Source organism: Bdellovibrio sp. HCB-110 (genome assembly GCF_047323225.1).
Lineage (GTDB): Bacteria > Bdellovibrionota > Bdellovibrionia > Bdellovibrionales > Bdellovibrionaceae > Bdellovibrio.
Genome location: NZ_CP178750.1, coordinates 1,532,483 through 1,556,379 on the forward strand (window position 1 = coordinate 1,532,483; position 23,897 = coordinate 1,556,379).

General features: G+C 44.5%; 20 protein-coding genes. 8 read left to right on the top strand and 12 right to left on the bottom strand.

Annotated elements, in window-relative coordinates; all coding sequences use genetic code 11:
* Positions 1-175: 175 nt before the first annotated feature.
* From ACL934_RS07350 to ACL934_RS07400, 11 genes are read right to left on the bottom strand one after another with little or no spacing between them, the layout of a single operon-like run.
* Positions 176-829 carry a hypothetical protein gene (locus ACL934_RS07350; RefSeq protein WP_413613272.1) on the bottom strand — a complete coding sequence of 218 codons (654 nt, stop codon included), beginning with the start codon at positions 827-829 and terminating at the stop codon, positions 176-178.
* Between the two features lie 16 nt (positions 830-845).
* Positions 846-2,966 (bottom strand): tetratricopeptide repeat protein, encoded by a 2,121-nt coding sequence (locus tag ACL934_RS07355; RefSeq protein WP_374079392.1) that lies wholly within the window; start codon positions 2,964-2,966, stop codon positions 846-848.
* A 23-nt stretch (positions 2,967-2,989) separates the two neighbouring features.
* Positions 2,990-3,742, bottom strand: coding sequence for an outer membrane beta-barrel domain-containing protein (locus ACL934_RS07360; RefSeq protein WP_374079395.1), 753 nt, complete (start codon positions 3,740-3,742; stop codon positions 2,990-2,992).
* 15 nt (positions 3,743-3,757) lie between these two features.
* On the bottom strand, positions 3,758-5,230 hold the full coding sequence (locus tag ACL934_RS07365) for an AgmX/PglI C-terminal domain-containing protein (protein ID WP_374079398.1): 1,473 nt from the start codon (positions 5,228-5,230) through the stop codon (positions 3,758-3,760).
* A 17-nt stretch (positions 5,231-5,247) separates the two neighbouring features.
* The gene (locus ACL934_RS07370) at positions 5,248-5,499 is read right to left on the bottom strand and encodes a hypothetical protein (protein ID WP_374079401.1); all 252 of its coding nucleotides are present in this window, start codon (positions 5,497-5,499) and stop codon (positions 5,248-5,250) included.
* A 14-nt stretch (positions 5,500-5,513) separates the two neighbouring features.
* The gene (locus ACL934_RS07375) at positions 5,514-9,224 is read right to left on the bottom strand and encodes a tetratricopeptide repeat protein (protein WP_413613273.1); all 3,711 of its coding nucleotides are present in this window, start codon (positions 9,222-9,224) and stop codon (positions 5,514-5,516) included.
* A 4-nt stretch (positions 9,225-9,228) separates the two neighbouring features.
* Positions 9,229-9,726, bottom strand: a complete 498-nt coding sequence (locus ACL934_RS07380; RefSeq protein ID WP_374079407.1) for an ExbD/TolR family protein — start codon at positions 9,724-9,726, stop codon at positions 9,229-9,231.
* Between the two features lie 3 nt (positions 9,727-9,729).
* Positions 9,730-10,275, bottom strand: coding sequence for an ExbD/TolR family protein (locus ACL934_RS07385; protein WP_413613274.1), 546 nt, complete (start codon positions 10,273-10,275; stop codon positions 9,730-9,732).
* Between the two features lie 50 nt (positions 10,276-10,325).
* Positions 10,326-11,033 carry a MotA/TolQ/ExbB proton channel family protein gene (locus ACL934_RS07390; RefSeq protein WP_374079409.1) on the bottom strand — a complete coding sequence of 236 codons (708 nt, stop codon included), beginning with the start codon at positions 11,031-11,033 and terminating at the stop codon, positions 10,326-10,328.
* Positions 11,008-11,622: a PilZ domain-containing protein gene (locus ACL934_RS07395; protein WP_374079412.1), complete on the bottom strand. Its 615-nt coding sequence runs from the start codon at positions 11,620-11,622 to the stop codon at positions 11,008-11,010. Before ACL934_RS07395 ends, ACL934_RS07390 begins: the two co-directional genes overlap by 26 nt.
* A 13-nt stretch (positions 11,623-11,635) precedes the next feature.
* Positions 11,636-12,703 (bottom strand): hypothetical protein, encoded by a 1,068-nt coding sequence (locus tag ACL934_RS07400; protein ID WP_374079415.1) that lies wholly within the window; start codon positions 12,701-12,703, stop codon positions 11,636-11,638.
* 874 nt (positions 12,704-13,577) lie between these two features.
* On the opposite strand from ACL934_RS07400, the gene ACL934_RS07405 reads away from it, so the two are divergent.
* Positions 13,578-14,090, top strand: coding sequence for a hypothetical protein (locus ACL934_RS07405; RefSeq protein WP_374079418.1), 513 nt, complete (start codon positions 13,578-13,580; stop codon positions 14,088-14,090).
* Between the two features lie 32 nt (positions 14,091-14,122).
* Positions 14,123-14,452, top strand: a complete 330-nt coding sequence (locus tag ACL934_RS07410; protein ID WP_374079421.1) for an HNH endonuclease — start codon at positions 14,123-14,125, stop codon at positions 14,450-14,452.
* Here the strand turns inward: ACL934_RS07410 and mazG are convergent.
* Entirely contained in the window at positions 14,449-15,270 is an 822-nt protein-coding gene (mazG, locus tag ACL934_RS07415; protein ID WP_374079423.1) for a nucleoside triphosphate pyrophosphohydrolase, read from the bottom strand. The genes ACL934_RS07410 and mazG overlap by 4 nt on opposite strands.
* Before the next feature lie 124 nt (positions 15,271-15,394).
* Here mazG and ACL934_RS07420 point away from each other — a divergent pair, with 124 nt between their 5' ends.
* The 6 genes from ACL934_RS07420 to ACL934_RS07445 all read left to right on the top strand — a co-directional run bounded on the left by ACL934_RS07420 (position 15,395) and on the right by ACL934_RS07445 (position 23,723).
* Positions 15,395-17,809, top strand: a complete 2,415-nt coding sequence (locus ACL934_RS07420; RefSeq protein ID WP_374079426.1) for an HD family phosphohydrolase — start codon at positions 15,395-15,397, stop codon at positions 17,807-17,809.
* Positions 17,810-17,812: 3 nt separating this feature from the next.
* Positions 17,813-18,262: an rRNA maturation RNase YbeY gene (gene ybeY, locus ACL934_RS07425; RefSeq protein ID WP_374079428.1), complete on the top strand. Its 450-nt coding sequence runs from the start codon at positions 17,813-17,815 to the stop codon at positions 18,260-18,262.
* A gap of 351 nt (positions 18,263-18,613) precedes the next feature.
* Positions 18,614-19,745 (top strand): peptide chain release factor 2 gene (gene prfB, locus ACL934_RS07430; protein WP_374079430.1). Its coding sequence is split into 2 segments (ribosomal slippage): positions 18,614-18,694 and positions 18,696-19,745, totalling 1,131 coding nucleotides; the frame shifts between segments, so codons are not numbered across the junction.
* Positions 19,742-20,971 (top strand): FtsX-like permease family protein, encoded by a 1,230-nt coding sequence (locus ACL934_RS07435; RefSeq protein ID WP_374079432.1) that lies wholly within the window; start codon positions 19,742-19,744, stop codon positions 20,969-20,971. The genes prfB and ACL934_RS07435 overlap by 4 nt, the downstream gene beginning before the upstream one ends.
* Entirely contained in the window at positions 20,964-21,647 is a 684-nt protein-coding gene (locus tag ACL934_RS07440; RefSeq protein WP_374079435.1) for an ABC transporter ATP-binding protein, read from the top strand. The genes ACL934_RS07435 and ACL934_RS07440 overlap by 8 nt, the downstream gene beginning before the upstream one ends.
* Before the next feature lie 300 nt (positions 21,648-21,947).
* The gene (locus tag ACL934_RS07445) at positions 21,948-23,723 is read left to right on the top strand and encodes a hypothetical protein (RefSeq protein ID WP_374079438.1); all 1,776 of its coding nucleotides are present in this window, start codon (positions 21,948-21,950) and stop codon (positions 23,721-23,723) included.
* Positions 23,724-23,897 lie beyond the last annotated feature (174 nt).

Below are 23,897 nucleotides of genomic sequence, written 5' to 3' on the forward strand. Positions count from 1 at the left end.
ACTCCTCTTGAATTAATTAAGGTCGCTAATTAAAAGCAGAGATAGTTTCGGACTTTCTCCACCGGGGATAAGTCTAGTTTTTTGAATGTGAGTAATGAATTGGGAGTTTAGTCCAAAAAGAAAGAGCCATCTTTTCGCAAAGATGGCTCTAATTAATACAGGATTCGATTGAAATCTATTTAACTTCTGCCAAAGAGTTGTAGCTGTCGCTGATCTTTTGCTGTCTTTCGACTTCTTTGCTCCAGCGCTTTACTTCACCTTGGTAGCCTTTTTGTTTGGCTTTCCATTCGTTCTCTTCACTAGCTAAAGAGCGAAGCTTTTGGTTCACCTGATCGTTTTGCTCTTTCAAAGAACCCGCACGAGAACTCCAGATCTTTTTTTCTTCCTGAAGTTGAGTGAGTTGCAACTGATAGTCGCTGATGTTCATCTCTCTCTTCTTTTGGTTTTCTTTGATCTTGGCGATCATGGCTTCAAACTCTTGAATCTTTTGATTCTCTTGAACCAGTTTGTTTTTCTCGTCAGTGATCAGCTGTTGGATTTCTTTTTCCTGGCCGCCGATGCGTCCCATAGCCTGGTTGTTTTCTTCAACCTGCTGTTGAACTTGCTTCTGTTGGCCTTCAACCTGGGATTTGGCTTTTGTTACTTCGTTAATATTACCTTCAACAGTTTTCAGGTTCTTTTCATACTCTTGAAGATTGGTTTTAGAGTTGTTGACGTTGGCTTTGATGCGCTCCAAACCTTCTTTAGCAGAATTCTGGGCCCAAGCTGTTGTGTGCAGGCTCATCAAAACACCGATAGTCAAAGTCGTCATTGCTTTTGCGAATTTCATCTTGAAAATCCTTTCCTTATTGTTCAGACAAACCAGCCACATTTGAATCTTGTGGGCAGACATTTTTCAAAGAAGAACGATAGTGACCCACCTCGTCTTCCCAGATTTCGCCTTTGAATTTCCAGTTCAAACTTTTCTCTTTTTGAACTTTTAATTCAGGACGTTCTTTTTCATTCGTTTCTCCGCCAGCCATTTGGTAGCGGATGTGTTCACCGGCACCAGAATACAATTCGTATTGCAGAACTTCATTCTGATCGAGAACCTTGTTCAAGCTGGCAAGCATTTCATTGAAACGACCTTGCAGGGCTTGAGAGGCTTGGGCACGAAGAACAGATTTTTCTTTTTCGATACGAGCCATGCCTTGCGCTCTTAGATTTTTAATCGAAGTGCGGGCTTTCTTCGCGATGTGGTACTGAATGCGGTAGCTTAAAAGTTTCTTTTCCGCATTTTGTACACTCGCTACGGCAGATTCAGAAGGGCTGTCGCCTTTGATACCTTTTTTCGCGTCGGCCAATTGTTTATTGGCTTCGTTTTGTTTGGTAATCAACTCACGCTCTTTTTTCACAAGCGTTAAAGCAATCTTATTGAAACGAACGATTTCGTCTTCATAGTTGTTGATTTGCTTTTGCACGCTCATGTAAGCAGGGTGGCGAGCCAACTCCACGATGAAAGATCTTGGCAAACCATCGACTTCTTTCATGTCAGAGTTCTTAAGCCAGTTTTTCACTGTATCATAATAGTTCAAAGATGTTTTGTTGCCCTTCGCGTAGTCTTCAAGTTTCTTTTTCCAAGGAGCATACTTTTTATTCATCTCGTTAAGCACTTGCACGCCGTCACCGTATTGGCAAAGATTCAAGTAACCCACAGTACGAACAACGTAAGACTCTGGAGAAAAGGCATTTTTAAAGAAGTCCGTGTGAAGAGAGAACATATTTCCCGCGGCCCCTTCGTAGTCTTCACCCAGAATTTGTGTCCAGGCGCTCTCAACCATGGCTTGCAACCACAATGGATTTGACTTGTCGACTTTCAAGTAAGATTGGAAGGCATCTTTATAATCACTCTTTTGGAATTGCATACGAGCCAAAGTCAATGCACCCACAGAGCGGATTTGTGATGTCTTGTCGGCCTCTGTTGCCTTCATCAATTTTTCAAGATGAATAACAGCGTCGTCCACTTTACCTTGGCGGTAGTTGAAAAGAGCTGTTAACAACAAAGCGTCAGGATAACGGGGAGACGTCTCTGGGATAAAGATCAAAGCGTCTTCCATCAAGCCCAATTGGCCTTTTTCAGAATAATGTTTTGCGCGAGTCAATTGGTATTCGTCGTTCTTTGTCACATCAAGTTCATACTTGATCACCAAAGGATCGACCAAAGCGATGTCGGAAGTCTCTAGCACGTCGATATGTTGAACCAAAGCTTCAGTGGCTTTTTGTTGCCACTCTTTGTTCTTTGTTTCTTGCGCTACTTGGATCATGTATTGACGGAACTCCGAGTTCAGTCCCATGCCTTTTGCAGTCATAGCATAGTGATAAAGAGCTTCTGTGCGATGTTCTGGATCATCCATCAGCTCTGCGAAAAGGCCCATGGCCAATTCGTAATTCTTTTGGATTTCCAAGAAAATCAACGCTTGCAAAAGTTTGTAGTCATTCGGTTGCATGTCATCCATTTTGGCCAACTGAACCAAAGGATCTTTGGTTACAGGGTCCATCACAGGATTCAAGATTTTGACATCTGGAATTTTATTGAATGCATCCGCAGTTGTTAAAGTCTTAGCTCCCTCTACCGTCACATTGTAAGGTGCAATTTGGAATTGCAAGACGGGAGGAGATTCACGACGGCGAGTGCCTTTGAGTTCCACATCGCGAGAAGCGGGGAGACGTAAAGGACTCATTTCCGAAGCTTGAACCTGGCGCTCTTCGCCAAGGTCCAAGAGAGGAATATTTTTAACTTTAAAAACTTCGACTTTTCCTTTAACGACTTTCTTTTGATAAACCTCAAAAGTCGGAACAAGACTTGTTTTTACTTTCAGATTCGATGCCGGAGCACGACCTGATTTAGTCACCTTCAATGCGGGATCAGCGAAAGCTGTTCCGCAGAGAAGGGGAATTGCGATTAGTATTTGTAACGGCTTATACATAAATCCCCCGCCCTTGGAGAAAATTAGTGCCAATAAGTAAGACCAAGCAATAATTGCGTGTCGTTTGTAACTTTAGAACCAAGATCGCGATTCGGTGCAATTGCACTGTATTTGAAGCGTTCTTCGTTCGTGAATTTATTAATGAAGTCCATACGAATGGCAAAGTGCTCAGAGAAAAAGATCTGCTGATTAATACCGATCTGATAACTCATAGAGCTCTTGTCTTCATCGCCTTCTTCTTTTTTGATGGCGTAATCCGTCGTACCCACACCCAAAGAGATGCCCATGTCGAAATAGATAATGGCTTTATCGACGAAGCTCATCTTTGCGTAAAGGGGAACGTAAGTAACAGACAGCATTTTTGAGTTCTTAAAGAAGTTGTAGTTCGGAGCTGTTCCGTTTTCTTCGATGAACTGCTTCGTGTTGTCATTGTCTTTCATGTCCGCTGTTGTATAGCTTAGGTCCATACCCCAACGCTCATTAAAGAAGTAACCCAATGAAGCAGAAGTGATAGTTCCTGTTCCGAACGGGTCATTGATAGGCACACCGCCAGACACGTTCAAATAGAATCTTTCGGCTTTTGTATAGCGGCGATTTTGTACGACGCTAAAGTCATCATCTTTCGCGGCCCAATATTTTTGCTCCAGTTTTTTAATATCTAACTTGTCGCTGCCTCTTTGATCTGCCGCCGGTGCTGCTGGCTTTGTTTCCGCTCCTTGCTGTGCAAATGCTTGAGATGCAGCCAAGATGAACATTAAGATTGTCTTCTTCAACATGATATTACCCCCGCCTTAGTTTGTACTCTTGAATAAAAATGGATATGTCACAAGCACGCGAGTTCCCCCCTGTGGATTCGGAAACTTCCATGCAGCAACCCTATTCAATATACATCCCTCAACGGTTGCGTTCTTAAGTGTCGTGTCCCCAATTAGTTGTTGTTCAACTTGGCCCGATGGACCGATGGTGAATTTCACAGCGACTTTCCCGAAAAGATCAGGATTGGCACTGAGTTGTCTTTCGTAGCAATAAAGAATCTGTCCCAATTTTGATTTGATATATTGAGCGATGATCTCACGGTCCAAGCCGCCAGTAATTTCGCCTTCTTCCTCAATCAAACCAACGCCTGCGTTACCAGTTCCACCGGCAGCAAGGCCACCCATACCGGAAGCGCTCTTACCGCCACCTTTACCGGCAGTAGAAATCACAACTCCGTTACCGTTACCTTCAGCACCCCAGTCACGACCCGATCTTTCCATGCCGCCAACAGCAGCAAGAGCGCGACCGGAAGGACCTGAGCCCGCTTTCACACCATTAGCAAAAACCACGTTTCCGCTTTTTGCTGCTTGTGCTGAAACTTTCCCGATAAGTTGGGAAATACGGCCACCCGCGATGGATTTCATCATTTTTGAAACCTTGCTTTGGCTACCACTTGTTGGCATTTCAACTTTGGGTCCACCAGCAGGAGCAGCTTGTTGTTTCACGACAACTTCTTGTTTCGGAGCTGCTTCCACTCTTTTGCGCTTTGGTTTCAATTCAGTTTTAACGATAATTTTTTGCGCCACTTTTGGAGGAGTCGCCGCAGTTTCAACCGTTTGTGGTTTTGGAGCAAAGAGGCCCAAAGTCACAAGGAACAAAGCTGCTCCAAGCACGATGAAAACACCGCGTTTGGAATCTTCATCCACCAACTGGTCAGCGGAAATGTGCGCAAGTTTCGACGCATTTTCCAAAGACACAGTTCTTTGGCTGATTTCAAGATCTCCCACGGTTTGTTTCTGCCACTCTTCAGAAGGAGTGCAGGCGATAGTGATTGGAGTCACCGCCATGGAAGGTTTAAATTTTTTATTTAAAGGCAACACTTTGGTTTCAACCACTTTACCGGATTGTCTTACCATAAAGAGTTGAAATTTTTTGCCAGACTCACGCTGTTCTTTACCGGCTTTATCTAAGCGCAAGTAAAGATCTGTTTCTTTTGTAACAGGTGTGAATTTAAGCACACAGTCTGTGAGTTCAATGCTTTTTTCCTCATCCAGGCATAAAGCGGGAGGAGTTGAGCCTTGCGCGCTTGTCGCAAGATCCATGTTCACATACCACCAGCGGCCGTCGCGGAATTCAAAGAGACCTTGAATACCCTTGGTTGCCGGAGCAATTGAAATCACATCAGCCAATCGGGATGAACCGAAAGTGTGTGTGGCATTGTTGGAACGAAGTTTCCAGGTTTTGACAGTCCCGTTCTTAAGGGACTGACGTACAATCAACGTGAGCATGTGACACCTCTAACAAATTAGTTGTTCAAGTAGAGAGCTGATTCGCGAATACGACCGTCCATATCCTTTTGCACATCGTAAAGAGGCATAAACTTAATACCTCTTTTTTGCACAAGGTAGGCACCGTCAGGGTTCCGAATCGTTCCCTTGAGGTTCATCTCACCAAAATTTACTTCCTGGACTTTACGGACTGTTCTTGTCTTTGCAATGGCAGTCGTCGCTGTTCCCAAGAGAATGAAAGCGATCATCGCTGTGATGAAAGTTTTCACTTGTACCCTCCATACTACAAGTCTCCCGAGATTACGTGCTGACCGACTTTGTTTTGAGTTTTCAAATACTGTATTTTCTTACCTAACCAATCACGCATTTCCAATTGCTGACTGGCTTTAAACGCTTTTTCATAAGAATCCAACGCTAACGTTGGGCTCTCTTTGTAGGTCTCAAACAAGTGTGCTTGCTGTAGAAGGAAATCGGCATTTTCTCTACGAACATTAAGTAAATCTTTGATCAAACTTAATGCTTTGTCGACTTCACCCTTCTGAGCATACGATTCACTCATCAGAGTTCCCACACTCAAAGTATACAACTGTTCTTTAGACAGAGAAGAAAATTTTTCGATCGCCTTCGTAAAATCTCCCTCTGAGAATGCCTTCACACCAGCGAAAGTTTGCATTTCTGTCGATGGCATTTGCATGTCTAAAACTTTTTCGAAAAACGGCATCGCGGAATTCAATCCGTCTTCTTTGTAAGTGAGACGGGCTTTTTGATACACGTAAGGAGACGCTTCTGGCTGTGTTTTTAAAGCGGCTTCAATCATCCACAATGCTTTGTCGTTATAACCCTTACCTTCAGATCCCACGCTGGCATAGAACAATCCAAGCGCGCGTGTCTCTTTGCTCTTCGCAAGTTCAAGACCGAGTCTTTCGACCATCTCAAACTGTTTAGAATAATAACAATTTCCCGCAACTTCGAGGGCGTTCAGAGATTTGATCTGACCCGTCATAATTGCGCTTTTATTGCAGGCTTTCGGAGCGCGCGTCTCAAAACGAGACACTTTTCCGATAGTCATATCTGATGAAGATGGCAAGAACGCTGTCATTTTGTCCGGTGCAGGATATTGCGCCAAAGGCGGAACGGTTTGATCCACACGGATGTTGGCAAAAACGCGTTCGTTACTAGCTGCTTGTCCTTTTGACGCCGCCAAAACTTTCAATTTAGCTTCGTTCTCGTTCTTCTTTTCTTGGATCGGAGCTGTCAATTTCGCAATCTCACCACGTAAAGCTTCTTGGTCCGCAGGACTTAAAGAAGCGGGGAGCGGCATTGTTTGCAAACTCTCAATGAAGTTGCCATAACAACGGTCGATACCGCGCATAGCTTCCAATTGTTGATAAGGGTCTTTGCTCATTTTCAAAGTTGTGAAGTAAGCCGTGTGCGCCTTATCCAACTTTTCAGTTTTCAAAGAAAGCACCATCGCGAATTTTTCTTCACGGGCCTTCACACTTTGTTGCGCCAATTCTTTTTCAAGGATGCGCGCTTGGATCAAACGAGCTTCGGCACGAACTTCAGGAGCCACATCGCGACCGTTGGCTTTCATCGCCAAGTCGAAGGCCGCTGTAGTTTTACCTGAATCTAAAAGAGCTTTAGCACGATCAATCATGATTTCAGTCGTGTAGGGCTCAATGCCTTTAGCCAAGATTTGGTTTTGCAATTTCTCAAGCTCATTAGAGCGGGATTCGCTCTTGTAAGAGTCCATGAGTTTACCGTAAATGCGCGTCAAAGTTTTGTTGTCTGCGCCATTAAGGATACCCATGTAAGCATTACGAGCTTCTTTGTTTTTCTTTTCAAGCAAGTAAATGTCAGCAGCCAACTCAAGATGAGTGTTGCGAGCCTTTTTATCAAGGTCTGCAACTTTCAAAAGAGTCTCAGCTGATTTTGAAATCTGACCGACGTCGGCATAAGCCTTCGCGGCCTCTTTAAGAGCGTCGAGGTTGCGTTTGTCTTCAGGATATTTTTGCACGAACTTCAAAGACAACTCAGCAGCGTCAAAGATCTTGCCTTCAGCATAAAGAAGGCTCAGGGCTTGCCACAAAGCATCTTGAGAAAGTTTTGAGTTCTCGTGTTCTTTGGCGAAAGCAATCAACTTTTCAGAAGCCTGGTTCTTGTCGCCGCCTTTAGCAAATTCTTGGATCTCAGTGAAATGAGCTTCTTCCAAGATTTTGTTCATGTTCTTCTTGCGGGTGTCATCCGTTGTTGTTGTCATGACTTGCTTCGAGAAATCTTTGATTCCCGCGTAGTCTTTACGGATGTTGAGTATATCCAAGATCAAGTCTTCAGACTTCTTTTTGATCTCGGCATTATCGGCACCTTTAAGTTGCGCCAATGGTTTTAACCATTTCTCAGCTTCAGGGTAGTTCGATTCTTCGTAGGCAATATGGCCCACTTTGAATTTAACCAAGGTAGAGAACTTTCCAGTGGGATGTTTTGCCAAGTAGTTAGAAGCCAATTCTTTACGTTCAGCTTCTTTCAAAGGATCTTTTCCTTTTTCAATACTTTTCTCTTTAGCATAAAGAGCGGCATAGTTGGCATCATGACGAAGAGTTTCCTCAGTCGATTTGTCGCCGACCATTTTGTACTGAGTGCTGGCTTCGTCGTATTTTTCCAATTGGAATAGAAGTTCCCCGTAGGCAAAACGAGTTTTTAAGTCTGGTTTTGTAGGGTCTTCGTTTTCCAAGATCAACTTAAATAGTCTTTGCGTTAAATCAGAGAATGCAACGTTTTGTTTGTTCTTAAGCCAGATCTCCCACCATTTTTTTGCCATATCCAGGCTTGTATGGCGGAATTCTTCTTCACAAGACACTTTTGCTACGTCGGCTTTTTGCAAAGTTCTCCACGTAGAGTCCTTTTTGCATAGATCGCTGGCGTATTGAAGGTGATCAATAACCTTGTCACGTTTTTTCAAGTCTTCATTGGCAGAAACCAAGAAGAGATGTGATTTAACAACATCAGGTCCTGAAGAGCGTTTGTCGATGTACTCTTCCAAGAAGATGTTCATTTCTTTGTGACGGCTGTGGGATTCATAAAGTTTTGCCAGGTCGATCATAGATTGACCGAGCTCATCTTCTGTCGTGATGTCTTCAAAGAAAGAATAAAGTTTGTTAGCTGGATAAGAGTCGCCAATGAACACCGTCAAATCGCGAAGAGCCTCGCGACGAAGATTGTGGCGGTTTGTCGGAACCTCACCATCTTGAAGAGGCGGGTTGGATTTTACGACGTCAACGAGTTTTTTAATCCCATTTTCACTATCGCGAAGATTGTAGTAAGCCCATGCGGCTTTATACATACCGTAGGAATAAACACGGCTGTTTGGGAACTTTTCCACTTTAAGGAAATGCTCCAGAGACTCTTTGAATTTCCCTTGCTCATAAAGAAGTTCGCCCACCGCCAATGTACCATCGGCAATAAGGGGAGACTTAGGGAAACGAGTCAAAAGTTTATGGTAAAGAGCTTCAGATTGTCTGTATTGAGCGACTTGTTGGTTTGCAAACGCGTTATTGAATAACACGGCATCCATTTGTTTGAAGTTAGGGAAGTCGATCTCAATTTTCGTATAGATCTTAATAGCGCGTTTAACCGCCTCAGAACCTTTTTCATTTGGTACTGGGAACGGTGAAAGTTTCATAAGGGGAGTGTCTTGGTGCAAGTCAAAGAAACGACCTGATTTCGAGCGGCGCATATACATTTCCGCCAGACGATACCAAAGGTCGGCTTCTTCTTTAGAACCTTTTTTCTTTTTGATGATCGCTTGCAGTGATTCAATAGCCTTGTTTTCAGAGCGAGTGATCATAATCTCGCTACTGAAAGCTTTTTTCTCGTTTTCGTCTTCGCTGCTGTTCAAACGAACTTCAGGTAAAAGACCTTTTGCGTTTTTATCCGCAGCGAAGCAATAAAGAGAGAAGAGATGAAATGCAAGAAGCAAAACCACTGTGCGCATCATAAACTTATTCTCCAACCATGGTCACAAGTTTCAACTGAGGGAAACCTGCCATCGAAGCCGTGTACATCACTTTTCTCAAAGTTGCGTAAGGAAGTTCCTTATCGGCTTGAAGAAGGATGCGGCCTTCCTTGATGTGAGCTTTATCCGAAGAAGATTTCGCAAGCTTATCTAATTCTTCAAAAAGCGGTTTAATAAAGTTTGTATCTTTGTCTTCAAGATCTTGCGGAAGGAAATCGGCATTTTTCACGTCAGCGATCTTGTTTTCATCAATCTTCAAAGCCTCTTGTGAAAGAGAAATTTTCACAGCCTCTGTCGGATTGACCAAAGAAGCGGAACTAGGCAAACGCAATCCATTTTCAGGTGTGATTTGCACATCTGAAGTGGAATAAGATTGCAACAAGAACACCAGCAAGAGGACGAACATGTCCGTCATGGATGTAATATTCAAGGTGAATGTCGAGTTCTTATTTAAATTGGGTTCATATCTACGACGACGTGACATATCTTAGCCCTCCATCATATTGGCGAAGACAATCTCGGGGAACATGTAGTTCGTTTCTACGTTCTTACCTTGTTTGGTGTCGAACACAGGAAACTTGATACTGCTGTCACGAGCTTGACGAGCTTCATCCATGACTTTGACGACTTCGTTGTAAGGAACTTTGCCATCAGGGTTGAGTTCAATTTTGAAAATCTCTGGGTGCGCTTTTTTTACTGCGATCAATTTTTGGTGAAGAGTCGTGTAGTCAAAGGCGCCATTCTTAAGAGGAATGTTTTCCACTTGGTCTTTACCTTTTTCGGTAATGACGATGTTGATACCGTCTTTCGCATCAACCTCAATCGCCACGTTTGTGGGAGTCGGTTGTTGTTCTTGACGTTGAATAGCTTCATTCACAACTTGCGGAAGTTCAGTCTCGATCACCATCATTTGCACGAAGGCTGAAGAGATCAGAAGAACCGGAACAAGTTTTACCATCACGGCAAGGAGTGGAGCCAAGTCCAGCTCGAACTCACTATGGTGATTGATTTTGATCTTTTTCATGCGTCTCATAAATTATCCCATCCTTGATAAGGTGCCCACCGCTTGGATCAAAGCTTCCCTTAGGAAGCTTTTGAACCTGGAGACGGAGGAGTCGAAGTCGGAGTCGTTACGTGATCTGGGAACACGTTTTGACGAGTCAGACTTGGGATATGAGCGCTAGTTAAAAGCTCAGCTAATTTTCCGCACTTCTCTGCCATTTGCTCGATCAATTGGTTTTGACGGGCAGTCAAGAAAGAGAAGAACACCATCGCGGGGATTGCCACCGCAAGACCCAATGCTGTTGTATACATCGAAACCGAGATACCGTGCGCAAGCAAAGTTTGCTTCTGTGTTGGATCTGCTGTCGCCACCGCTTGGAACGAAAGGATAAGACCGTGAATCGTACCAAGAAGACCCATCAAAGTTGCCACGTTGGCAAGCATCGAAAGATAGTGCAAACGTTTCGTATAAAGAGGAATATTTTCGCTCAAAGCGATGTCATGAGCTTGGAAGATCGTATCATCGTCGCGATCTGCTTTCTCAATGATCGTTTTAAAAGCGCTAGCCAGAGGTTTCTTTTCAAGTTGAGCACAAAGAAGTAAAGCCTCGTCCATTTTTTTAGCCAAGATAAGATTTTGAACCTTACCCATAAATTCTTCGACATTCATGCCGTAGTCTTTATAGAGTGCACGCGCGCGTTCCGCGATAAGCACAAGAGATCCAATACCCACTAACAGAATACACCAGCCTACGAAGCCAGAATCATTCATGAACTTTAAGAATGCCATTTGTTTCCTCCTTGGAAACGCCACCGCGTGTCCATTTTGTTAACTGCGCCATGCCTTGGTCTTGCACTTGGAGGAAACGAACTGCATAATGCAAACCTGATTTTACGTTGAGTCTCTGCTTTGAGAAATTCTTACGAACGATTTCACAAAGCACGTTGAAATTCTGAGGATTCACCTCAGAGGTTCTAAAATGAATTAAAATTTGTTGTCCGAGTTGCAGCAATGGATCATTGAGAAGAACCAGTGCTCCATTTTCACTCACACTCAAAGTTTGTCCGTCAAAGAAGTTGTGTTCATTGTGAGCATAAACGGGTGTCACAAGGTCCACGCGAGGATATTTACGATCTTTGAATGCGCCAGAAAGATGATCTTTTGTTTCAATCAATCGGCACAGACGGTCTTTTGAAAAATCTTGCAGATCGCCTACAAGAGTCCAATTCTCCAAGTGAGAAGCCCATACATAGTTGTAATCGTAAAGCTCACCGTTTTGGATCATTGTGATCAGGGATCTATATTCGTAGGGACCATATTTCATTTCCCCACGAAGAATATACCACTGAACTGTATTTGTTGCTTGTACCCCACCCATGACTTAAATCCCTTTAAAGTTTAATCGACGTCGGATAGTAGTCGATTTGAATGTTGGCATCCGCACCAGGCACGGAACTTCCGTGGAAGGTGATCGTCAAGTCAGAAGCATTGTAAGTCCAACCGTTTGTTGCGTCTTGGTTGATAGTCACGCCATCAACAACAACTTTGATTGTGTCGACTTGCGGTTCACGGCTTAACTTGAACACAGCAGAAAGTTGGATGATAGAGTCAGAGATCAACTCCAACGTATCACCAAAGTTAGAGCACAAAGATCCTTTTACGCCGCCAGTAAGATCGGCAAGTTGTGGAAGGCGAGTCGAGATCTTACGAGCAAAACCGTCTGTAGAAAGTTGATTTTTGCAAGCCTCATCCGGTACTGAAATCACGCTGACAGAATAATTTTTGCCATTCGTCGCCGCATTTGTATAAGACTCAAGGAAGTCGACATAACTTTGTACTGTGTAGTTTTTAGAAGCGTCTTCGAAAGAGTTCAATGATGAACCCGAGAAGTCCTCTTCGTCACTCACGATGATCACCGCAAGGAAGGCTTCGTCTCTGCGGAAAGCGACATTCCATGGCTCAAGTAAAGTTTGCTTGAAGCTTTCAAATGCACGCTCGTCACCGTTACCCAACGTTCCTTGTTTGATATTGGTAGAAAAAACACTGCTCATGTTTGGAGTGTTCTTATCCATAACAAACACACCGGAATGAGTTTCGACTCTAGGATTTGTTTGAAGTACCGCGCCATCCTTGATGCGGGCCTTTTCACTTGAAGCATTGAATTGTTTTTCCCAAGCCTCTGTTGTTGTCACTGCCATGTGGAAGTCATAGTTGTGTTGATTAAAACGATTGATGAAGGCCTGAAAGTTAGAAGCAAGGTTATTTTGGGAGGTTTCCATTGAACCGGAATTGTCGACAACCCAAAGGATGTCGATTTTTTTCGGAATGAAGACTGCTTGTTGCTTATAGTCGGCGCCGTCTTTCAAGAGCGAAAAAGAGTCAGTGCTCTTGTTGCATCCTGCAAACATTGCCACAGCTGAAGCCATTAAAACTGCTTTGCGTGCGACTTGATTAATCATACGGTTATGCCCTCCTGAGCCCCACCATGCTTCTGATGAAACCAGTTTCGTTCAAAACAACGAGAAACTGAAATTTGCGATAACTGCCTGATTTTGTTTTTTTATTTTTAAGTAGTCTCATTGTGAGACAAGATAAGTGCTTGAAATTATAGGGAGTTGCAGAATCAATCACTTTTGAAAAAAAATTCTTCTGTAGAACCTCTATACAGTTTCCGGAAGATTCTCACTCTTGTTACTAGCTAAATACGCGTACTTTCGGGAAGTTCTTAATTACTGCCGAACTTCTTTTCAGTTCCTTTGACGTGAAGGTGAGATCACTCTGATTTTTGAGCGCGAGCAAACGGAGTTTTTTGTCGTGATAGGTAGAAGAATCTCACTCCGCTTCCATTTGGCAGTGAGTGTTTCAATCGGCTGTGACAGTAGCGAGTTCTTCCTCCATCCATGAGATGGCCTTCCTGCCGAGCATCGTGCTCGTCAGGAGAAAGCAGTGGAGGAGATTTTAATTTTTTTGAACTTTGCCTTCTACTTCCATTTGGCAGTAAAAAGATACTGACGTGCTAAAGAATTATTTACCGGCAGTGATGATAGCTAACCAGAAAATCATCCCAGGTCTTGGCGGTGCGTTGTTTGTATTACAATTTTATTTAAGTCTTTTGTTCTTGACGTGATTTTTCTCTCTTAAATTTGACTGCCAGTGTGTCTGCATTCTTTGAGCTGGATGCTTCTTATGCAAAGAAAAAACTCTTTCTATAGGTCAATTCCGGATGTATTAAGGCATGATCAAAGCAGTTTTGAGATTGGCTTTTCATTTTGAAAATGCCAGAAAATGTGTATTTAAAACCCGTGATATATCACTCTCACGAAGAAGTGAGAGATGAATATTAAATTTCTATCTGATGAAAATCTTGAGCGGAGTTTGAAGTGTTTGGTGCAAAAGGAGCGAGAAGTGCTTGCGGATATTCTTGCGCACATCGCTGAAGTGGATCGTAGAAAACTTTATCTATCTAAAGCCTATCCGAGTCTTTTTGATTACCTTACAAAATATCTTGGTTATTCTGCGGGAAGTGCGCAAAGAAGAATTGATGCAGCTAGATTGTCACGGGATATTCCTGAGGTTGCTGAGAGCCTTGGATCGGGAAGTTTGAATCTTTCACAGGTTAGTTTGCTTCAGAAAGCTATTCGTCAGAATCAAAAGGAAGCCCGTTTAAAGATTCCTTTGGAAACAAAGAAAGACATTCTTAATGAGCTGGTTGGTAAATCTTATCAGGAATCTGAAGTTTTGAGATGCGGACGTTGTTGTCACATTCACTGCCAAATGGAAGTTGGGATCAAGTTCTTGAGTTTGTGGCGGAGAAAGTTATTCAGCAGAAGTCGTTTCAATCTTTAAAAAAGGAAAGAAGGAAGAATGCTGCTTGTGCGATGAGATTTCCGAAAGTTGAAAGCTCAGAAAGCATCGAAGAGTCAGGTATTCCTGCCTCCGTCGAGGCTGAGAATCCCAATGAATTCATTTCCAACCAAAGACGATATATCCCGTTGCCGGTACGTCGAACCGTTTTTCAGAGAGATCAATGCTGTCAGCATATTGACAAAAACACTGGAAAGAAATGCTCTTCCCGATGGCAGCTCCAGGTGGACCACGTTCAGCCGGTTTGGGCGGGAGGACGTAATGCTCTCGAAAACCTCCAGTTGTTGTGTTCAGCGCACAATAAGTTGAAATATAGCCGCGAGAGCAATTTGAAATGTATCTAAGGCGTTTTATTTTTTAGCAACGCCTTGGCTTTTAACCAAAACGCTTCTTTTTCATCAAGAGTCAGAGCGCCCCAGTCTTTTCCTTCAGACTTGGCGATTTCAATCATCTTGTTGAAGCGTCCTTCAAAGCGTGTGTTGGCTTTGCGCAAAACTTGTTCTGGTTCCATCTCTAAGTGGCGACCTAATTGGGCGAGCGAGAAAAGCACATCACCCAATTCGTGTTCGATTTCACTCGCAGAATCTTCATCAAGAGCTTCGCGCAGCTCTGCAAACTCTTCTTCAACTTTGACCATCACTCCCTCAGCGTTGTCCCAATCGAATTGCAATTTGTCGGTGCGTTTGCCGATTTTATAAGCGCGTTGTAAGGCGGGAAGTGGCGGGACATTTAATGCATAAGGAGAAACCTCTCCTTCGTTGGCTTTTTCTTGTTTCTTGATGTCTTCCCAGTTGCGCACAACTTCAGCAGAGTCCGTGACGGCAGTTCCGGCAAACACATGAGGGTGTCGACGTACAAGTTTTTCCGAGATAGAAGCGATCACGTCGTCCAGTGTGAAAGCGCCGCGTTCAGAGGCCAATTGAGCATGCAGAACCACTTGGAATAAAACATCTCCGAGTTCTTCTTTCATTTTCAGATCTTTTTGTGTGCTTTCAGGATGCTCTATGGCTTCTACAAGCTCATGAGTCTCTTCGATTGCGTATTGAGTCAAAGATTCGTGAGTTTGCTCCTTATCCCAAGGGCAGCCATTGGGGCCACGAAGGCTAGATACGATCTCGACTAAGGACTCAATTTGACGTAAGTTAGCAGGAACGCGCGCCATGAAAAGCCTCGACTTTCTGATGGAATCTCTTCATAGGTAGCACAAATACACAGTGATTTCGACAATTTTTATAAAACAAGTTAGGGTAGGACTAGTGCCCTTTTAAGGATTACAGACTAAGGATATGCAACGAGCAAAGAATTCTAAAAAAGGCGAGAGTCCTGCGACTCGAGTCAACTATGAAGATCACAGTCTTAAGTTTTTGGACTGGGTGGATTCTATTGGCTTAGAGAAAACTTTCTTTGGTCGCATCGTGCAGATCATGGAAGAAAAATTCTTTATCCGCCGCGCGGCTTTGATCTTCCTGTATTGCGTCTTGTTGTCCTACACGATTTTCTATCAGTTCGATATTCCTTATAACTTTAATGTCGGTGACGTTGCGAAATTTGACGTGGTTTCTCCCATCGGATTTGAAATGACCGATGAGGTGACGACAGAAGAAAAGCGCTTCAAGGCCGAATACTCTGTGCCCATCGTTTATGACTACGATACGTCAGTTTTTGAAAGAGTCTCTGTCAATCTGATCCACTCTTTTAGAAGCATGCGTGCTTACTATCGTGAAACGAAATGGCCAACAGCTCCGGCGGCTTATCGCGCGAAGGTGAAAGACTTCTTCCAGTATAAGAAGCAGTTTGAAAAAGAGCTGGGTGTTGCCGTTTCTGATTTTATGTTTGAGTGGTTGATTGATCTTAAGTTCAATCCGCGCATTGAAGCTGTCGTTATTAGGAATCTTGAAAACTGGTACGATAAAAAAATTGCCGAAGCTCCGGATCGTTTCATTCCGGCGAGTCAGGCCAATGTCTTAGGGCGTGTGGTTCATAAAAACAACCTAGGAAAAGAATATCCGATTCCACGTGAAGACATCTTGGATCTTCAAGCTCCTGAAAACTTCGAATTTGATTCTAGGAAAGACCTCAATCGTTTCTCAGAATCTGATCAAGCCAATCTTTTGTATTTCACTCGCTCCCTCTTGGTTCCGAATTTAACTCTGAATAAACAGGAGACCGCTTCGCGCAGACAATCGGCCCGCGATGCTGTGATTCCTGTGACAATGACGATTAAAAAGAACCAAACGATCATCGTTCAAGGTTCCGTGATTCAGCCGTTCCAAATGGCGGTGATTAAGCAAATCGAAAATATCCGCGCGGATAAACGCAAAGACGTTATGGCTTTGTCTATGGCTTTGATGTTGTCCGTGGCGATCATGGTGTTCTTCTCGTACTTAAAACGTTTCACGATGAACAAAGTGAAAATTGATTTTAAAGACGTGACGGTCATGATGTTGATCGCCTTCGGTGTCATTTTCTTTACGAAAATTTACCTCTTTGTGACAGACGCCGCCTTTGCTTCGAAAATGGGACATATTCTACCTCCGGCGGTGTTCCTCTTTGCAGCTCCGGTCGCGGCAGGGCCGATGCTGGTAGGCCTGTTAATCACTTACGGCGAAATCGTGTGGCTCTTCACGGCGTTTTTGTCGGTGTGCTTGGGAATCATGGTTGATTACAATTATAGCTTTATGTTCGTGTCGTTGGTCGGTGGTATCGCCGCAGCCAGAGGCGTGTTTAATTGTAAAACCCGTAACGACGTTTACTTTGCCGGCGTTCGCACGGGTCTGATCAATGCCTTGATGATCGCGTTTATCCTGACGATGACGAAGTTTGATCAAGAGGGTGGCGGCAAAGAAATTCTTCTTTCCATTCCAGCCGGTTTTATCGGCGGTATCTTCAGTGCCTTGGTAGCAATGATGTTCATCCCGCTTTTAGAGTCAATTTTTAACTACACCACAGACGTTAAGCTTTTGGAACTCAGCAATCTTAATCATCCGCTCCTCAAGGAAATGATCGTCAAAGCGCCGGGAACTTATCACCATTCGATGATGGTGGGTTCGATGGTGGAGGCGGCCGCTGAAGAAATTGGCGCGAATCCTCTTCTGGGTAAGGTCATGTGCTACTATCACGATATTGGCAAGATGGAGCACGCCAACTATTTTATCGAGAATCAAAAACCAGGACACAATCCTCACGATCATATTTCACCATTCATGAGTAAGACCTTGCTTGTGGCTCACGTGAAAGACGGTATCGAAATGGGAACGACTTACAAATTAGGTAAGCCGATCCTTGACGGTATCATCCAGCACCACGGCACGACATTGATTTCGTATTTCTACAACAAAGCTTTGGATCTAAAAAAAGAAGACGACCCTGAGATCAGTGATAACGACTTCCGTTATCCAGGCCCGAAACCACAATTCCGCGAATCCGCGCTTTGTATGTTGGCAGACAGTATCGAAGCGGCCGCTCGTTCTTTGGATGAGCCAACGCCGACACGTTTGCAAAACATCGTTCGCAATATCATTCAAAGAAAATTCTCGGACGGGCAGTTGGATGAGTGTAATTTGACTCTAAAAGACATCTCTAAAGTGGAAGCGGCCTTTGTGCGCATTCTTTTAGGGATTTACCATCAACGTATCGATTATCCACGCAGCGCCGGCGGCGGTTTGGGTGATGTGACGAACGTGACTCCATCGCAAGGGTAGTGCATGCAAGTTCTCATCGTGAATGAGTCTAAACATTCTGTGCCTCGCAAGTTCGTCAACGAATGGATGGAAGAACTGACGGCGGAGCTTAAACAACGCCGCGTTGTGAAAGCTGCGCAAGCCTCCCGTGAACTCACCTTGGTTTTTCTTGATAAAAAGCCTGCACAAAAAATCAATTTTGAATTTCGTGGCAAAGACTATGCGACGGATGTTCTTAGCTTTGACTCCATGGACCCCAGTTCTTTTGGGGAGTTGGTATTGTGTCCTGATGTTCTAAAGCGCCAAGCTAAGGAACACAAACTCACGTATCAGCAAGAGTTGGGTTACATGCTCCTTCACGGAGTCTTGCATCTTTTGGGTTATGATCACGAGACAAACGAGAAGGACGCTCAGGAAATGTTCGGCCTTCAAGACGCGGTCTTTGAGAAGCTTTTGAAAAAAGTCTCTAGATAAACTCCTGCCATCTCAATGTATATTCAAGCTGATCCTCCTCTTTTGCGAGAATGCCGTGAAAGAGCCGTTTTGCGCACCTGAAATTGTTTAAAATTTGAGCGATCTCGCATTCCGATCAAGGCGTCTTGGACTCAAACCCTCTTATTTCGCAAACCGTCGAAGAAACACCCCATGGCATCGAGATTGTAATAGGGGATTCTCGTGTTCTCCCTAGTTGTCGCCTCCGAGAGCTTTCCCCCTCCCTGTTCTCGGAGGCGTTTTTCTTGACAGCCCCCTCATGCTGGATACACTTACGGTGCGGCTTGCGCCGCAAGATGTGGAGCGAGCTTGGCTCGCGGAACTGGATTAGGGATGTCTATCGTCACGGAATCTTCCGAAATCAAAAGTAGAATCGCGGCTCTCGAAAGTTTCTCAAAGGAACTTCGGGGGTATCTTTGACTTAGATAAAAAGAAAAAGCGTCTGGACGAGCTTGCTATTCAAGCCGAGAACCCGGCTATTTGGGAAAAGCCTGCTGAAATGCAAAAAATCAACAAAGAGAAAACCCTGCTTGAAAGAGCCGTGGGCGAGTTTGATTCTTTTGCCAATCGTTTGAGTGATGCCCAAGTCCTTCTTGAGATGGCTGCCGAAGCACAAGATGAGGGCAGTTTTACTGAAGTAAAGAATGAAGTCGCGGCCCTTGAAAAGTACGGGCAAGAACTTGAGCTGAAGCGTGTCTTAAGTGGCGAGCTTGATGCCAACAGCGCTTATCTTTCGATCAATTCAGGAGCCGGTGGAACCGAGTCTTGTGATTGGGCGCAAATGCTTCTGCGTATGTATACGCGTTACGCTGATAAGCACGGCTATAAAGTGCAAATTGTGGAGATGACGGAGGGTGAGGGAGCGGGAATTAAATCTTGTACGCTTCTTATTGAAGGCCCTTACGCTTATGGATACCTCAAAGCGGAATCCGGTGTGCACCGGTTGGTGCGCATCTCTCCGTTTGATTCAAATGCTCGTCGTCATACTTCTTTTGCTTCCGTTTTTGCGTGGGCCGAGGTCGATGATGACATCAACATTGAAGTTCGTCCTGAAGATATTCGTGTTGAAACGTTTAGATCTAGTGGTGCCGGTGGACAGCACGTCAATAAAACGGACTCGGCTGTTCGTATGTACCACATTCCAACGGGTATCGTCGTGTCTTGCCAAATGGAGCGTTCGCAGATTCAAAACCGTGAGAAGGCGATGAAGATGTTGAAAGCGCGATTGTATGAAGTGGAAGTGGAAAAACGCAACGCTGAAAAAGACGCGATGAACTCTGTAAAGAAAGCCAATGAGTGGGGTTCGCAAATTCGCTCTTACGTGATGCACCCTTATCAAATGGTCAAAGATCACCGCACGGATTTTGAAACAAACCAAGTGGATGACGTGATGGACGGTGATCTTGATGGCTTCATCATGGCCTATCTGAAAGAGCAAATCACGACGGAGGCAAGTCCTTCGTGAATAAATCCTTAGCGTGGATCTCATGGCGACTTTTGATGTCCCGAAAAACTCTTTTCGGGGGCTCGGCACCTTTGTCCTTGATGGGACTTGTTTTGGGCGTGGCTGTTCTCGTGGCTTCCATGGCCGTGATGAGTGGATTTGAGTCGACACTTAAAAATGCCATGGCCGATGTCTCTGGGCACGCACAGGTTGTAAAGCGCTCTCGCTTTCCCGATGACTGGAAAGAACTTGAAGACCGCATTCGCAAAGCAGAGCCCACATTGGTGGATTCATCTCGTTTTGTTTTTATCGAGGCCGTTCTTGCTCATCAGGGAAAAATTTCGGGAATTCTAATTCAAGGAGTCGATACTGAGCGCGTGAATAAAGTTTTAAACTTTAAAGGACGTGTCGTCAGTGGCTCTGAAGATCTCTCGCCAGTCAGCGAAGTTCCTTTAGCCCTCATCGGTAAAGGCCTTGCTGCGAAAATGGATTTAAAAGTCGGGGATCGTTTCCGCGTGGTTGTTCCGATTGCAGATGCGGTAGACCCTTCTAAATTTCAACGTCGCGTGGGTGAGTTCCAAGTTCAAGGGGTTTTGGATTTAGGCAAGTATGAGTGGAATGAGCGCTTTATTCTGTCGGATTTGAAGGCCGCGCAAACAGTGGCTGATATCGGAGACCGTTATTCGGGTCTTCTTTTGCGCTTTCAAGACGTGGATCATGCAAGAACAGCAGCGTTTAATCTAAGTCAAGTTCTGGGATCTCCTTATTGGGTGAGAGACTGGCGTGACTCCAATGAAAATCTTTTCGAAGCCGTTCAAGTGGAGCGTCCGGTAATTTTTTTCGTAGTTTTAATTATCACTCTGGTGGCGGCATTTAATATTTCCGCCACTTTGTTTGTGAATGTGGTCCGCCGTTATAAAGACATTGCGATCTTAAAAACGGTGGGGCTGTCGCGTGCAGACATTATCAAAATTTTCGCCTTCCAAGGTTTGTTCTTGGGCGGCATCGGTATCTTCTTTGGATTTCTTCTAGGATTTGTTTTATGCGGACTTTTTGCTTTCGCACAATCTCGCCTGGGATTGGTTGCCGGGGAAGTGTATCGCTTGGATTCTATCGAGCTTAATATTCGCCTTGTCGATTCGTTGGCAATCTGTGTGGCGACGTTGTTAATATGTTTTATCGCGACTTTGGCTCCTGCTCGTAGAGGCGGGAAACTCAGTCCCGTCGAAGGGCTTCGTAATGAGTGATAGCAATGTATTTCTAAAAGCCGTTGATATTCATAAGTCCTATACACAGGGCTCCGGAGAGCTTGAAATTCTGCGTGGTGTGAGTCTTGAAATTAAAGAGGGCGAGGCCCTTGCGATTCTCGGCGCTTCAGGTGCAGGTAAAAGTACATTGTTACAAATCATGGGAACATTGGATCGACCTAATCGTGGTGAGCTTTTTTGTGAAGGCCGTGATTTGCTGGCGATGGGCGATGAAGAGTTGTCGCGCTTTCGCAACTCTGAAATGGGCTTTGTATTTCAATTCCATCACCTGTTGGGTGAATTTTCTGCCGTTGAGAACGTGATGATTCCATGCCGAGTGGCGGGGGAACCGGTGAAAGTTGCCAAAGAAAAAGCTCTGCACCTGTTAGAGTTTATGGGACTTTCCGATCGTGCTGAACACTTCCCAAGTCAGTTGTCTGGCGGGGAGTTGCAGCGTGTAGCGATTGCTCGCGCTTTGGTACGTCATCCAAAAATTTTGTTTGCCGATGAGCCTACGGGAAACTTGGATTCTACGACGAGCGGAAAGATTCAAGAGCTCTTTTTCCGTTTGAAGGAAGACATGAAGTTAGCCCTTGTCATCGTGACTCATGATCTGACTTTTGCGACAAGATTTCCCAAGGTCTATCGCATGAAAGACGGTCAGTGGCAGGGCTAAAAACGCCTTCTATTGCTGCCACAAAAAGCAGCAGAGCCAGTGTTTGCGTCATTTTGCTTCACATTTTTAAGGTGAGCACTCTGTAATCTTTCAAAATATTTTTCTGTTTAAGAGTTGCGGTCACGCAATAATATCTTGTGGTTAATACAACACGCTGATTCTTCTTGAGATGCTTCGTGTTTTCTTTCGATGCGCATTTCGTAGGATAAACTCGCAATCAAAAATTTAACTCTTATTTTTTTTAAACCCTCCGATAAAGACTCCGGCCGTTATTTCGTACTACTAACAAGAGGAAGTTTAATGAAAAATGCAAAACGGATTTTACAGTTGTGTCTTGTTCCCGCAATGGGATGGAGTTTGTCTGCCTGTACCGGAAGTGGAGGCGGATCAAGTTTAGAAGCTTTAGATGTTTCTGGCATTTTAAGTTTGGGAAATAGCTCTCAAGGACTTGAAAAAATGCAAGGACTTGAGAAAGACGATTTCTCTACAATGAGCGTGAATCTTGCTCTTTATAAAGTGACCTGTGCGACGACGACGACACCTATTCAAAGTGCCACGGCAAGTGTGGCAGCGGATGGTTCTTTCACCGTGAGTATTGTCGGTGCCAAAGGACAACCGTTGAGTTGTTTCCTTGTCGATGCTGATGGTGACAAAGCTGCTGACTTTATTATTTCTGATTCTTCCAAGAAAGACTTAAACGGAAATTCAGAAACAACATCCACAGCGGCATTTAAAGAAAATGCGAATTTAGGAACGATCAATTTCGACCCGAATGCGGGTGAAGTCACAGTTCCAAAAACGAATATCGCGAGCGTCGTCGACTCAACACCGGCAGCCGCGGCGCAAGTTTTCGATCCAACGGGATCCTGGACAATTGGTTCCGTGGACTTCACTCCGCCAAGCGGTGTGAAATCGCCTTGTGCTATGAATGATCAAACTTGTCATGGACCTCCAGCAGGTCAGGCGATTTATTTGAAATTGTGGAAAGGTCTCGTGACGGCGGATAGTTCAGACATCTATGGTCTGCAGGTCTGGGAAGGCGCGAGTAGCTTTAGCACGTGCGGTTCGAAAATCGGTCTGACTTCGGCGATGAAAACGTCACTTGGTGTGGATTTCAGTGCAAATGGTGCGGCGGATAGTGAATTTTCATTTGCTAGTTCGGTGCCAAATTTCCTTGATCAAATCACAAGTCAAACAGGAACTGTGAATCTGACTGATGGTTGGAAGATGAGCACGGCCACAACACAACATGACCTTCATCCAAATTGTGCTCCTCATGATATTTCTGTAGGTGGCGTCGTGTATTCCAATGCCTGGGTGTGTGGACCGGATACCAACAGCCTATATCAAGCAAACTTGGGTGGTGGTTGTACGGACTCAACAGGCACACCAGTGAATTTGAATAACTGGTCGGGAATTCAGTGCAGTACGACAACAGATGCCAATGGAATCAAGACGAATAGTTGCTCGGGAAATGCGACAGTTGATGGTCAATCCAAGGCCGTGACGTGCACAAATAAGTGGGTTGTTACAAACTCGTCTTATGTAGTTCAACCTAACGGCAATTTTGACTGGACTTCTTTTAGCAGTTCGAAAATTGCGTCTGGCGCGACTTGTGCGTCGATTGCCAATGCCGGAAGTTCCGAAGCTTTAAAGATTGCGCAACTACAGTGTTACTCTGAGTACTACTACCGTTCGGGAATGGAAAGAGCCAATGCATGCCTTCCTCGCGTAGATATGGACTGGTCATCAACAACATCTGCGAATTTTGCGGTAGTAGATAAAATTCGTCCGCAGGGTTTGGTGTTCTTTGAAAAATACGCACCGTTTCCAGATGGCAGTGGTGGTTCTTTGATGACTCGTCAAGAGCACTTTGAGGGTGTGAATGTTGACGGAACAAGCTGGGTGAACTGTCGCGTGATTGAAGTCGGTGGTTTGACAGTGAAGAAAGTCAGCGACACAAAACTTCTCGCGACTTATCAATCATCGACGATCACAACTAGTATCACGAAACCAGCATGTCTGGCGAAATTCAACGGCACTCGCGAGAGCTACGTTTTCTATCTTACAAAGTAATTTCTTAGAGTGAGCGCGGCCCCTTTTCGAGGGGCGCCGCCACAGTGCGCACGCCTCTCAGAGCCCTGGCTTTCCGAGAGGCGCAGCGCGTCTTCTTTGACACGACCTTAGTCTTAAGTTACGATTCCCCAATCAAATTGTAAGTATTGAGAAATCTTATAGATTTTAAAAAAC

What these genes read in the sequence shown, in the direction of transcription:
- ACL934_RS07380 (WP_374079407.1), bottom strand. Translation starts at nt 9,726, where the DNA reads ATGTCACGTCGTCGTAGATATGAACCCAATTTAAATAAGAACTCGACA.
- ACL934_RS07360 (WP_374079395.1), bottom strand. Translation starts at nt 3,742, where the DNA reads ATGTTGAAGAAGACAATCTTAATGTTCATCTTGGCTGCATCTCAAGCA.
- ACL934_RS07350 (WP_413613272.1), bottom strand. Translation starts at nt 829, where the DNA reads ATGAAATTCGCAAAAGCAATGACGACTTTGACTATCGGTGTTTTGATG.
- ACL934_RS07420 (WP_374079426.1), top strand. Translation starts at nt 15,395, where the DNA reads ATGCAACGAGCAAAGAATTCTAAAAAAGGCGAGAGTCCTGCGACTCGA.
- ACL934_RS07355 (WP_374079392.1), bottom strand. Translation starts at nt 2,966, where the DNA reads ATGTATAAGCCGTTACAAATACTAATCGCAATTCCCCTTCTCTGCGGA.
- ACL934_RS07400 (WP_374079415.1), bottom strand. Translation starts at nt 12,703, where the DNA reads ATGATTAATCAAGTCGCACGCAAAGCAGTTTTAATGGCTTCAGCTGTG.
- ACL934_RS07405 (WP_374079418.1), top strand. Translation starts at nt 13,578, where the DNA reads ATGAATATTAAATTTCTATCTGATGAAAATCTTGAGCGGAGTTTGAAG.
- ACL934_RS07395 (WP_374079412.1), bottom strand. Translation starts at nt 11,622, where the DNA reads ATGGGTGGGGTACAAGCAACAAATACAGTTCAGTGGTATATTCTTCGT.
- ACL934_RS07385 (WP_413613274.1), bottom strand. Translation starts at nt 10,275, where the DNA reads ATGAGACGCATGAAAAAGATCAAAATCAATCACCATAGTGAGTTCGAG.
- ACL934_RS07375 (WP_413613273.1), bottom strand. Translation starts at nt 9,224, where the DNA reads ATGATGCGCACAGTGGTTTTGCTTCTTGCATTTCATCTCTTCTCTCTT.
- ACL934_RS07410 (WP_374079421.1), top strand. Translation starts at nt 14,123, where the DNA reads ATGAGATTTCCGAAAGTTGAAAGCTCAGAAAGCATCGAAGAGTCAGGT.
- ACL934_RS07440 (WP_374079435.1), top strand. Translation starts at nt 20,964, where the DNA reads ATGAGTGATAGCAATGTATTTCTAAAAGCCGTTGATATTCATAAGTCC.
- mazG (WP_374079423.1), bottom strand. Translation starts at nt 15,270, where the DNA reads ATGGCGCGCGTTCCTGCTAACTTACGTCAAATTGAGTCCTTAGTCGAG.
- ACL934_RS07365 (WP_374079398.1), bottom strand. Translation starts at nt 5,230, where the DNA reads ATGCTCACGTTGATTGTACGTCAGTCCCTTAAGAACGGGACTGTCAAA.
- ACL934_RS07445 (WP_374079438.1), top strand. Translation starts at nt 21,948, where the DNA reads ATGAAAAATGCAAAACGGATTTTACAGTTGTGTCTTGTTCCCGCAATG.
- ybeY (WP_374079428.1), top strand. Translation starts at nt 17,813, where the DNA reads ATGCAAGTTCTCATCGTGAATGAGTCTAAACATTCTGTGCCTCGCAAG.
- ACL934_RS07390 (WP_374079409.1), bottom strand. Translation starts at nt 11,033, where the DNA reads ATGGCATTCTTAAAGTTCATGAATGATTCTGGCTTCGTAGGCTGGTGT.